Origin of the sequence: Photobacterium sanguinicancri, assembly GCF_002265265.1 — a bacterium.
GTDB classification, from domain to species: domain Bacteria; phylum Pseudomonadota; class Gammaproteobacteria; order Enterobacterales; family Vibrionaceae; genus Photobacterium; species Photobacterium sanguinicancri.
The window spans coordinates 22,846-35,649 of the sequence record NZ_NOIF01000012.1; the positions used below are offsets into that span (position 1 = coordinate 22,846).

Genomic DNA, 12,804 nt, shown 5'->3' on the forward strand with positions numbered 1-12,804 from the left:
AAACCCGTTAACTCTTTCGAGCTAACGGGTTTTTAAAACAAAGTGATTAGCGATTAACGCAACACACCTCTGTTTTGTGGTGTACGTGGACGACGCGGCTTCTCATCAGTGTTGCTACGACGAGGTTTACCTGCAGGTTTGCCTGTCGCTTTAGCTGCACCAGCACCAGCTGGCTTAGGCTTTCTTGCTGCACCGTTACCAGCATCACTGCCAGTCGCTTTACCAGCGTTAGCTGAAGGCTTGTTTGTGCCTACATGACGTCGGTTTTTACCCTGAGGCTTATGACCCTTCGCGTTGTCACCAGAACGTTGACCATCTTTATGATCAAGGCTTGGTTTTTTCGGTTTCTTCGCTTTAATTGGGCGTGTATCTAAGCGCGACGGTGGCAGACCATTCACAGGCTTAAAGCCATCAATCATTTCACGATCAATCAATTTTTGGATCAAACGTTCAATCGCCACTAGCTCTTTGAATTCATCAGCGCTGACTAATGAAATCGCATGGCCTTCTGCACCTGCACGGCCAGTACGGCCAATGCGGTGAACATAATCTTCAGGTACATGCGGTAAATCTATATTGACGACTTGTGGCAGTTGATCGATATCGATACCACGTGCCGCAATGTCCGTCGCAACAAGAATATTGATCTCGCCGCTCTTGAAATTTGCCAGTGCTTTAGTTCGTGCACCTTGGCTCTTGTTACCGTGAATCGCCGCTGCTTTAATACCTTTACCTTCAAGGAAAGCAGTTAAACGGTTCGCACCGTGTTTAGTCTTAGTAAACACCAATGCTTGCTGCCATTTATTATCTTTTATCAGCTTAGCTAGCAGTGCAGATTTCTTGCTCTTATCAACTGGGAAAACAGATTGCTTTACCGTTGGAGCCGTTGTATTACGCGATACAGAAATCTCAACTGGGTTATTCACCAAACCTTTTGCTAATGCACGAATTTCATCTGAAAACGTTGCAGAGAAAAGTAGGTTCTGACGTTGCTTAGGCAATACTGCGATAATTTTACGAATATCACGAATAAAACCCATGTCCAACATGCGGTCAGCTTCATCTAATACCAGCACTTCAAGTTGATCAAAACGCACGGCTTTTTGGTTGTACAAATCCATCAAGCGACCCGGTGTCGCCACAAGTACATCGGCACCTTGACGCAGACGCATCATTTGCGGGTTGACCTTCACGCCACCAAATACAACAGCAGAACTTAGTGGTAAATGCTTCGCATAAGTCGCTACACTTTCAGCTACTTGAGCTGCAAGCTCACGGGTTGGCGTTAGCACTAACGCACGTACTTGGTTCGATTTCACACGAGGACCACCAGACAGGCGCTCCAAAATTGGCAGTGTAAAACCCGCTGTCTTACCAGTCCCTGTTTGTGCCGCCGCCATTACATCCTTGCCTGCAATAACAGCAGGGATAGCTTGCGCTTGAATCGGTGATGGCGTGTCATAGCCTTGGTTTGCTACGGCTTTTAAGAGAGGGGCTGATAAGCCCAAAGAGTCAAAACTCATAAGATCATCTTTTATTGTAATGTTTCATAGTGAAGACCGCCTAGACGACGGGGGGCGTGTAGCATACAGGATAATAAAGTTCTGTGCTGAATTTATTCGCTATAGACCCAAGTGACCTAAATTCTCAGGTTACTTGGGTAGTTAACACAGACTCTATTACCTAAAAGGGGGGACGGCCTATCCTGCTCGAAGAGCTAGTAGCTTAGCGGTATCTGATGTATCTGGGTAACGGCAAAATTCAGTCATTTTCTGATCAATACCATAAATAGACATACGATCGGCCAGTTCGTTTCCTTCAATACCAATATGCGCTTTGACATGCGAGACAGTCACTTTGTCTTTAATACTGTCGTAAAGTGCATGCGCTTGCTGAATCACTTCCAAGTTTTTGATATCACCAGGTGTCTGACGTTTCCAACCTTTTTTCTTCCAGCTGTATGCCCAGACGGTAACGCAGTTGATTGAATACTGTGAATCGCATAATACTTGAACAGTTTTACCAGCGTCTAAATCGGCTTTCGCAATCAATAAGGACTGATGCAGTGCATTTAGCTCGGCAGAATTGTTTGTGCCATGCGGGTTAAACAAGCCATACCACAATTCTTCTAATGTGTTCTGACGATACACAGCAACACCTGAACTCGCTTTACCTGGGTTAGGATCGCAGCCACCATCACAGAAAATATGGACATCACTCTTAATCATAGGGTTAGCCGAACTAGAACCCGCTTTCTTCGTAGCTGCTGGTTTTGATCCCGCCGTTTTGCCGCTTGCCGCACCTGCAAACGTTTTTGCATGACCCGCAGAGAAAGCGGCTTTGGCTTCAACTTCTGTAGGAAAAGATTTGTACTTTGCCTGTGGGTACTTTTCCACCAACTTTTTGGTGTAAGGCCAGTTGGTAAAGATACCGGTTTCTCGACCCACCCAAACTACATAATACTTCTTTGCCATACCTGACCCTTTTTATTAATAGAGGCACAGAGCGTCTATAACAATGCGCTCATAAAAAGATAGTCTCCTACTTTTCTGCGAGATACAAACAGATACAGTGATACAGAGCCGAAACACAACGCAATCGTGTTCACTTCGGTGAAAAAACATTATAAAAGGCGAAAGATAAACCGTTATTTAACAAAACCCTTTGGTGTCACTTTAATCAGCTTGGTCGTGTTTACGCTAGGATCGTCAGCCATGCTTTGAGCTGGCCCGTGGCTAAAATAAGCCAAACGAATACTAGAGGTCACATCAAAAGGTTCATCAGTATTCATTTCATTGATTACAATTCTATCGCCGACAAAGAGAGAATCGATTTGTTGGATGTCACCGTATTTAGTATTCATGTTATACAAACCTATATACCAATGAACACCACTTCCTTGATTAGAAACCGAGAATGGCACAGCAAAGATCATTTCATCTTGGACATAAGTGAAATTCAACACTGTGATTCGAGGATAATCAACACTCACCACACCGCGCTCTTGACCAAATTGGTATTCACCTACCGCAAAATGATGGCCGTTATATTCCTTTAGTTCCATCAAAGGAATTTTCAGCTTAGAGTCGGGTAACTCAATCTGCCAGTACTTATCGGTTTGGAAACTAAACAACATTCGCATAACCCTGCTGTTTTCTTTCATTGCGACAGATACAGGTTTCCCATCAACATAGATATCATCATTGGTAAAATTAAAACGATAGATACCCGCAGCCAGCACCACGCAGCTAATCCCTACAAGGAGTAAAATGATTTTAACCAAAATACTTTTAATCACGAGGTGTCCTTTATATTACTTAATAAGCAAAAATACAGCGTTCAAAACAACCTGTACGTTAAAAGTAATTAAAAGAAATAGCAAGGATAGATAGGAATCACGAGGATAAAAAAAGGCAAATAACAAACGTGTCCAGATTAGCCTTACAGTCACTATCAAGGCCAAACTGAACACATATTAAAACAGAACGTTATTCAATCAGTGTAATCGAATCAAGTATCCCTTTACCACTATGAATACCGCCCTCATGCTCTTGAGCAGGTTTACTACGCACCAAATACCCTGCATATCCTTCAAAATCAGTCACAGGCTTGTCGTTGTAAAACGCCGTGAATAAACCAATTTCACTCACTAAATCATTAACCACCGTTACCTCCCCATCACGCACAGCCAAGGTCGGTTTATTACGTTCATGCGGATAAAGGCGTTGCATTAATGCCCATGCATCAAATTCATTGTCTTTTAGCTGCTCTAACCGCTCTGTGATCTGTTCACCAAACACACAGTGTCCACCACCCTCGCCTTGGTTTTTAAGCACCCACTCTTCTTTCACAGCTTCTGTCTTGAACCAATGAATAGTGTCAGCATTAATCGGTAACATAGCCGCCAATACACGCTTAATCTGAGTTGCTTCGTCAAGGCTCATCCCCCAACGAGTAAAGTCTTCAGCAGGCATCATGGTAATAAGCATCTGCATGGTTTTGCTGGTCGCTAATTGCTGACTGATGGTCGCATTCACCGCCACATTATGCTTTTCAATAAACACCCGTGTTTGGCTCAGGGTATGGCAGCACTTTTCCTCTGCTAACTCAGGCGAGAAGTAATCCATGTATTGGTAACCTGCACGCAGGTACACCACATCAATACCACCAATATCTTGCAGCACTAAGCGGTTGTTATCACCCGTAGACAACTGGCAGGACAGCTGACCAAATGTACGTCTAACGGTGCGAATACCCATTTCTTGTAACGCGACTTCTAGCAAGTGCTGGTCGTAAACATTATCTTCCTTGTCTTGCACTACCATCAAGAAGGTCGGTTGTTTACTGTCATTAAACTCGGCGTGAACACTATGTGCCGCTGTTGCAATACCTTGGGCAAGTTGCGTTAAACAAGCATTGTCTTCCGCTGCGCCATCTTTATCTTCTGCCCAAAGGTTATACTCTTTAGGCCATTGGTTTTTCACATAGCGATGAAGTTGCTGCGCACGCTGTCCAAATGGCCCCATACCTGCGGCAATACCATTAAACTCGATGACTTTTGCACCTTGTACACGATCATCCATAAAATCGGTACGCATTAATAACAACGGCTGTCTTGCCGCTTTCAAAGGCGCATTGTGTGTACCATGGATCTGCTCGTGCAACTCCATTAAGCGACCAAAGAAGGGCTCCGCTTTTGCCATTTCAACCAATGACGATTGCAGGTAATCATGATCTTCCGAAATGCGACTGATCAACTTGGCAATCAATGGGGTTACCGTTTGCAAATTTTCAAATACATGACGTTTCATTGCCATAGGGGCAAGGCTGAATGGACAATGCCTTGCCGTGCCATCACTATTTTTGATCGCAACACCGTGCATGATTTCCCACTCGCAAATATCATTTATGGTTTGCTGAGAAGGCTCTACGTTTGTTTCCAGAGGCGAAACACTTGATACATTCGCTTTATTCATCACTTTAAAATCCTTCATTACGGTGCTGCTTATACAGTAACGCTTGCTGCTGCCAAGCCAAGGTCGATATCTTCATGTTGATTGTCTTCTTCTGCTTTTTGGGCAAGGTATAAATCGCGGTAATGCCCAGCAGTTATCAATAGTTCATCGTGCGTACCACTTTGAACAATCTCACCTTGGTGCATGACGAGAATCTTATCAGCGTTCATTACGGTTGATAATCGGTGCGCAACGGCAATCACGGTTTTCGCCTGCTGCATATTTGCCAGTGCTGCTTTCACCGTATCTTCTGTTTCACTGTCGATATTGGCCGTCGCTTCATCCAGTAAGAAAATCGCAGGGTTATGCGCCAATACACGTGCCATTGCAATCAATTGTCGCTGACCAAGCGATAACGATGAACCGCTATAGCCAGGTTGATGATCGTATCCATCTTCAAGGCGTTCAATAAACTGCGCCGCACCCGTTTGTTCTGCCGCATGAATAGCAGCTTCACGCTGAGTTTGTTGATGTGACAAGTCGATATTTTCAAGCACGCTGCCACTGAAAATATAGGGCTCTTGCGAAACCAAACCCACTAATTTTCGGAGCTGTGCATCAGGTAAACTCGCAATGTTCTTACCGCCAATAGTAATTGCACCTTGTTGGTGCTGGTAAAAACGCATCAGTAAGTTAATCACCGAACTTTTACCACTGCCGCTATGCCCAACAATCGCGGTGAACTTACCGCTTTCAGCTGTAAAGCTCACATTGGATAACGCGTTATGTTTACCATCATAGCTAAACGAGACACCGTCGAAGGTAATCGCTTCAGGATGAGAGGCTTGCACCTCTGCGCGATGTTCTGGATCTGGAGCAACAGGTACCTTGTCATCAACAGCTTGGTCATCAGTAACTTTGCCATCGCCAGCTTTCGCTTCATGGCTAAGTGGCTCATCCAATAACTCAAACACACGCTTTGCCGATACCGTTGCCACTTGTAGCTTTCTTAACTCCATAGATAACTGACGGAAGGGTTCAAAAAAGCGCTCAATATAATTTAAGAAAGCGTACAAGGTACCTACAGCAACCACACTGCCCCAAGAAGACACACCAAACCACGCAATAATCCCAATTGCTGTTAAGGTGCCGATTAAGCGGGTGAACGGAGCCAGCATTAAGCTATCGATCGCGATAGAGCGATTGCGATACGCCAGCCAAGCCTCATTGTCTTTTTCAAACTTTTTACCAAACGCGCGTTCTTGACCAAAAGCTTGAATAAGCGCCATGCCCTGTAAAGATTCATTGATCGTATTATTTATATTGCTCACTTGTTGGCGCACACCATCAAAAATAGGCATCGATAGAGTGCGATACCAGTGCATAGTCAACAGCAAGATTGGAATCAAAAATAAACTCAGTAACATCAATCGCCAATCCAACAAAGCAATCGCGATAAAAATGGCCACAATACGAACCGTACCTTGCAAAATGGTCGGCATGGTCGTCACAAACATATCGCGTAACGACTCAGTATCGTTGGTGACATAAGACACCATTTTCCCGGCGGGTACCCGATCAAATAAACTAATCGGTAACTTTAATAAATGCGTATAAAGCTGTCTTCTAACATCATTAACCACCAACAACGCACCATGACGAAACATCACAGATTGCGCATATTGAAACGCCGCCGATACCACGTAAAACAACATGACCGCGCCACACAATAAGCCTAAGTGCGACCAATCAAATGTCTGCGGCACAATCACATCATCTAAAATGATTTTTACTAGCCATGGAATCGCCATCTCGGTACTTATCGCTACAATTAACAGCGACATCGCAGCAATAAATCGCATTTTATGCGGCAGAGAAAATGCCAGCAATCTCAAAAAAGGCGAACCTGATGCCGCGGCTTTCGATTTAATTGTGTAATTTAACCCATTAAGCATACTGTGCACCCACTTCTTCACTTGCCTTGTTGCTAGCCTTTTCACTCACAGCGGAAGCAAGTGTGTTCGCTTGCGACTGTACTTGCTGTTGTCGAAAATTGGCTTGGTTCTGTTTGGTAAACACACGTGCGTACCAGCATTCATTGACCATGAGTTCACTGTGCGTTCCTTGCTCGTGAATACTGCCATTTTCCATCACCACAATATGATCGGCCGTCATCAAATTCGCGAGACGCTGGCTGATCATCACTATCGTCTTATGGCTATAATAATGCTTAATGTTCTTCCTAATTTTCGCTTCTGTTTTCATGTCTAGCGCACTGAAAGGATCATCGAGCAACAAGAGCTCATTGTCGCTTAATAGTGCACGCGCTAATGTCAAACGCTGCTTTTGACCGCCAGATAAATTGCCGCCATTCTCGTTCAACACAGTTTTAAAACCGTCTGGCAACGCTTGGATTTCATCCAGTATGCCAGCCATATCTGCCGCATGAATGATCTCGGCTTCCGAGGCATCTGGACGCGCTAATGCAATGTTTTCAGCAACCGTGCCTGAGAATAAAAACGGCTTTTGGGGCACCCATGCAATCTTGCTGCGCAGTGCATGAAAGGTTAGCGTGTTAATCGGCTTATCTGCTAACGTGATACGTGAAGACTCAGGCAGACTGTATTGCCGTAACAACAAACTAATTAACGTACTTTTACCACCGCCCGTTGGGCCAGTAATACCTACAAAACCACCAGCGGGAACGGAAAAAGCCACCTGTTTTAACGCATGCTGCGTAGCGGCTGGATACATAAAGTGATCGATATCAACAGTAATATCGAGCATCGCATCAGCAGGTAATTCTGCTTCACCTTCTTTGACCATAGGCTGTTGAGCAAACAGCTTTTCTAATCGACGCCAAGAGGTTGTACCCCGCTGGAAAATATTGAACTGCCAGCCAAATTGCAGGAACGGCCCTAATAGCTGCGCAAGGTATAAGGTAAAGCTGGTAAACAGCCCGACGGTAATATCACCAGTGCTGATTAACCACGCGCCGTAACCCAACGAAATCACGAACGATGAGCCATAGATCAACTGAATTGTTGGACCAAATAATGAATCTATTTTGGCAACTGAGATATTGGTTTCTAACGTGTGATCGAGCGTGTCGTCGAAACGGCTTTGCTGACGTTGATTTAAACCGTGCGAACGTACCGCACGAATTGCCGACACAGATTCACGGACTTCTTCATTTAACGATGAAAACGCACCTTGTGCGCGACCAAATCGACGCTGTAAATTCGAGCCATATTTATGGGTCACATACACAAGTAATGGGAAAGGCAGTAGTGCCGCGAGCGTTAATTCACCACTCACCACAAACGCCATCCCAAAGATCACAGTTAAGCCTGCAATCAGTGAATCCACCATGGTCATTACACCACCGCCAGCAGCTTGCTCGACAGCATTCAAATCGTTGGTAGCGTGTGCCATTAAATCGCCGCCACTGTGGCGCGCGTAAAATTCGGGGGTTAAACGCGTAAAGTGCCAGAACAATTGTTGTCTGATCACCTGTGTAATACCCACAGATGCCCCGTACAGTTGGCTATGCCACACATAACGCAAGCCGTACATACCAAAGCCAGCGGCAAGAATGGCGCCTAAATGCGTCGCAAGAAGAGTCCCCGTTAGCCTGTCTTCGCTAATCGCATCCACAATGCGACCAATCAGCCAGGGCGGAACGAGGTTAAGCAAAGCAACAACCTGTAAGCCAATAAACGCAATCACATAATGACGAGCAAACATTCTTATGTAGCTGCGCAGTTTCCACAATATTTCCATGAATCAAAAACCTTTAGCACTCGTGCGTTAATGCTGTTTTTTGTTGTAAATAATCATCAAAGCTAATGGTGTCATTGGCTTCAATTTCTTGCTGTAGCACTAAGGATTGCTTAGCGGCTACCGTTAGCTCTTTGTATAACTGTGTTGTTTTACTCACCTGTTGATGCTGCCTTGCATGTGCTTGAGACAAACCTAATAAGAAATCGGTATACGAAAGATTATCGCGCTGCATATCGGCCAACACTCGCGCAGATGGTATTAAGCTAGCATCGAACAGCTTGCCCTTTTCTCTTGTAATACTTTGTGCATACACTGCCGCTTCTTGTTGGTCTTCCAATAGAGACAGCAATGCCTCCATGCCTGCTAACAAGTCTACTCCTAGCGTTTCTAGTGTTTGTTCACCCTGTAATGTCGGCAGTGTTAGTTGAGGTTTTCGCCCTTGCATCGCTACGCGCTCTTGGCGCTGCTGTATGAGGGCCTGTTCATCTGCATCTAGCGCTGCACTTGGTGAAAGCGCGCAGTAGAGTAAGAACAAATCCAAGAAATAACTCTGAGTTTGATCAAGCCCAAGCGGTAAATAAGGATTAATATCTAGGCTACGTAACTCTATGTATTCCACACCATAACGGCACATAGCGTATAAAGGACGGAGCTCATTATTAACAATTTTGGGCCGCACAGAACTGTACAATTCATTCTCTAATTGCAGTACTTTGTTGTTCACTTGCTGGCTTTGCTCAAACTGTGCGTAATACTCACTTGGCATCGCAAGAATGTTATATAAGCCAGATAAATAATCATGCTTATTGTTGTAATTAAGCGTGTATTTAGACTGCTCGCTATTGCTGTAACCTAGGTTACTTAACCGTAACGACGTCGCCCAAGGTGCATAATAAGTGCGGTGATTAGCCGTCCTATCTCTGCCAAACTCAGCAGTACCGACATCATCTATACCAAAATCCAATTCATCCAGATCATGTTGCTTACCCACTAAGTACGAACTATCAACCGCGGGTGATGCACCAAATAAATAACCAATAATCCAACCATGACGCATGATATTGCGGATCATATGGAAGTAACGATCTGAGATAAATTCACTCAACGGTTGGTGACTCTTCTCAACCTGATGCAAGGCTTGCCAAAAGGTTTCTGGCAAGGAAAAGTTATAGTGAATACCCGATATCGTCTGCATTTTTTTACCATAACGATTAGCCAATCCATGACGGTAGCGTTGCTTCATTTGACCTACATTCGAGTGACCATAATCCGCAATAGCAATTGCTTCTTCACTTGGTAAACGTGGCGGCATACTGGCCCCCCACATCACTTCGCTATCAGACAAATTATTCGCAACATAGCTATGTAAGGTACTGAGGTGATCAAACAGTTGACCCCGATCAGCATAAGCCGGCGTCACCAACTCTAACTGTGCCTCGGCAAAATCAGTGGTAATATTGGGATGTGTTAACGCCGCCCCTAATGCTTGAGGATGCGGGTGCTGTGATAAGTTGCCATCAATGGCTGTTCGAATCCCTTCTTTCTCAATCCCACGACGAATACCGTTTAGCGCATTAAAAACATCTTTGTACTGGTGTAACCACTGAGGTGCAGAGTTCATTGACTCTTGCTCTTTTTGCACGACAACTTTCTGTAACATATTTTCTATTTCTCTATCTAACTGTGTCGATTCTCTCGGAGTTTCTTTTAAGCACCACGAAGAAAACCACTCCCATTGAGTAAGCCATGAACCGACAATCAGCAATCACTTATAGGATTCATGTAGCTAAGACGAACGAGAAAGGAAAAAGACGAAAGAAAATTGAAAATAAATAAAAAAAAAGCAATAACGAACAACGCCACCGAATACGGTGGCGTTAATCTCTTTAATAACAAAAAGCTAGCGGGAATCTAGAACACCAATAATCTAGGGTATCAAATCGATTAAAAGCCTTTTTTACGCTGGCGTGATTCATTTTGAATCGAGCTAATCATTTTACCGAAAGCTTTATCTTTGGTGCGTTTCTCAGCCAAAGTAGCACCATTAAACGCTTGCTCACGCAACAGCTTTTGGTAACTGATAAAACGCCTTTCCGCTAGGGTTCCCTCTGATAATGCAGCTTGAATCGCACAGCCGGGTTCACTGCCATGCTGGCAATCAGCAAAGCGACATTGATCAGCAAGCTCAGTAATTTCGCTAAAGGTATCATTCACCCCTTTCTCGCAATCTGTAAGCTGCAGTTCACGCATTCCTGGGGTATCCATCAACAAGCCACCTTGTGGCATCCACTTTAAGGCACGAGATGTGGTGGTATGGCGACCTTTGCTGTCATCTTCACGAATACCTGCGGTGAGCTGAGCTTCAAAACCCATTAAGCCATTGACCAATGTAGATTTCCCAACACCTGAAGACCCAACCAATGCCAAAGTTTTGCCTAAGCTACAGTAACCAGAGAGTTCTTTAAGGTGTTCTGGGTCAAGCGCATTAATGGCATGCACCATCATAAACGGGTCTAAATCTTGAACTTGTTTACGTTTCTCGTCTGCATCGCCGCACTGATCTTCTTTCGTCAGCACAATCACTGGCTCGACTTCTGCATCTTTTGCCAACGCCAAATAACGTTCAATGCGACTCAGATTAAAATCATTGTTTAATGAACACACCACCAGCAAGCTATCAACATTAGAGGCGATCAACTGTGTATCTAGCTTAGAGCCCGGCGCTTTACGCTCAAACAATGATTGACGATCTAACAGGCGATGAAGTTTCAAGTTATCATCAAATAGCACCCAATCACCGACACAAAGTCGCTCACTCTGTGGCGATTGCATTAAGCTAACTTGACCTTGTTCACTCATTACAATCGCACCACTACGATGCTGTTCAACAACGCGACCAATCTGAAAATCAGTTAGTTCTTCAAGTGTTAACTGTTGTTGGAAAAATGGGCGCCACCCAAGTTGAGCTAATGTCGGTTTTGTATTCATTCTTGTTTTACCTTAGGCACACTATGCCTACTCAATTTGTGTTCTAAATGTCTCGGTATTTGTCACGATTTAGCCTAGCAGCCAAAAGTGGTTAAGCCGATAAGCATAATAATAACGGTAACACCTGAATGTGAATTGAAAAAAAACGACAGTTTATATGGATTTCCGCCCCCCCAACTTTAACCTTGTATTTAATATTGCTATCAGCAATAAAGATTCCGTCATCATAATTGGATACACTCCACTCATAAACCGTTTATACATATGGATTTACTATGATTTCAGGCCATCGTGGTGCACGCGCGCTTGCACCAGAAAACACTCTCGCTGGTATTAAGAAGGCCGCTGAATGTGGCGCAACATGGGTAGAAATGGACGTGCAGCTTAGCGCAGATCGGGTTCCTGTAATGATCCACGATAAAACCGTGAACCGCTGTACTAATGGCCGTGGTAGCGTTGGAAAGATGTCGCTGGAAGCATTAAAACAGCTCGATGCAAACGCCAAGTTCATGGGCGATGGCAAAGATTTGTATATCGGAGAGCAAATTCCAACCTTGCAAGAGGCACTGCTTCTTTGCGACCAGCTTGATATTACGATGAACTTAGAAATTAAGATCCACCGTAAAACCGAAGTGCTTCCACTGGTTGAACAAATAGTACAGACCGTTAAGCAGCTTAATTTCCCGCTCGATAAGCTAGTATTTTCCAGCTTTGATCTGGGTGTGCTTACTTACTGTAAAACGCTCTACCCTGAAGTACGTCGTGGCCTGATTACATCAAAAAACAGACGTAATATGATGGGAAAAGCACAAGACCTATCGCTTTACAGTATTCATTACGATCAGAGTAAGCTCACCGAAAGTATGGCAACCAAGATTAAAACCGCTGGTTTGCAATTACACATCTGGACCATGAATGAGCCCGATAAAGCCGCTATGTTCCGCTCATGGGGCGTCGATAACATCATCACTGATTACCCGAATAAATTTTAGGGCTAAGCCCGTTACTGTTGCATTATTAGGCTGATTATTGCTCAGCCTAATTTTCAAACGGTAAGAAATGACTTACCTTTCATCCT

At 44.3% G+C, this 12,804-nt stretch carries 9 protein-coding genes; 1 reads left to right on the plus strand and 8 read right to left on the minus strand.

What is annotated here, in order from left to right; all coding sequences use genetic code 11:
• Positions 1 to 53 precede the first annotated feature (53 nt).
• The 8 genes from ASV53_RS03670 to rsgA form a co-directional block, all read right to left on the minus strand.
• A complete protein-coding gene (locus tag ASV53_RS03670; RefSeq protein WP_094956145.1) occupies positions 54 to 1,523 on the minus strand; it encodes a DEAD/DEAH box helicase in 1,470 nt (489 codons plus the stop codon).
• Positions 1,524 to 1,700: 177 nt separating this feature from the next.
• A complete protein-coding gene (locus tag ASV53_RS03675; protein WP_094956146.1) occupies positions 1,701 to 2,474 on the minus strand; it encodes a ribonuclease H family protein in 774 nt (257 codons plus the stop codon).
• 173 nt (positions 2,475 to 2,647) lie between these two features.
• On the minus strand, positions 2,648 to 3,298 hold the full coding sequence (locus ASV53_RS03680; RefSeq protein WP_239928718.1) for a hypothetical protein: 651 nt from the start codon (positions 3,296 to 3,298) through the stop codon (positions 2,648 to 2,650).
• 190 nt (positions 3,299 to 3,488) lie between these two features.
• The gene (locus tag ASV53_RS03685; protein ID WP_239928722.1) at positions 3,489 to 4,943 is read right to left on the minus strand and encodes a glutathione synthase; all 1,455 of its coding nucleotides are present in this window, start codon (positions 4,941 to 4,943) and stop codon (positions 3,489 to 3,491) included.
• Positions 4,944 to 5,005: 62 nt separating this feature from the next.
• Positions 5,006 to 6,910, minus strand: a complete 1,905-nt coding sequence (locus ASV53_RS03690; RefSeq protein WP_094956148.1) for an ABC transporter ATP-binding protein — start codon at positions 6,908 to 6,910, stop codon at positions 5,006 to 5,008.
• A complete protein-coding gene (locus ASV53_RS03695) occupies positions 6,903 to 8,738 on the minus strand; it encodes an ABC transporter ATP-binding protein (RefSeq protein ID WP_094956149.1) in 1,836 nt (611 codons plus the stop codon). The genes ASV53_RS03690 and ASV53_RS03695 overlap by 8 nt, the downstream gene beginning before the upstream one ends.
• A gap of 13 nt (positions 8,739 to 8,751) precedes the next feature.
• Positions 8,752 to 10,398 (minus strand): glutamate--cysteine ligase, encoded by a 1,647-nt coding sequence (gene gshA / locus ASV53_RS03700; RefSeq protein ID WP_239928719.1) that lies wholly within the window; start codon positions 10,396 to 10,398, stop codon positions 8,752 to 8,754.
• A 284-nt stretch (positions 10,399 to 10,682) separates the two neighbouring features.
• Positions 10,683 to 11,726, minus strand: coding sequence for a ribosome small subunit-dependent GTPase A (gene rsgA, locus ASV53_RS03705; protein WP_094956150.1), 1,044 nt, complete (start codon positions 11,724 to 11,726; stop codon positions 10,683 to 10,685).
• Positions 11,727 to 12,001: 275 nt separating this feature from the next.
• Between rsgA and ASV53_RS03710 the strand changes: the two genes are divergently transcribed.
• The gene (locus ASV53_RS03710; protein WP_094956151.1) at positions 12,002 to 12,718 is read left to right on the plus strand and encodes a glycerophosphodiester phosphodiesterase family protein; all 717 of its coding nucleotides are present in this window, start codon (positions 12,002 to 12,004) and stop codon (positions 12,716 to 12,718) included.
• The last annotated feature ends 86 nt before the right edge of the window (positions 12,719 to 12,804 follow it).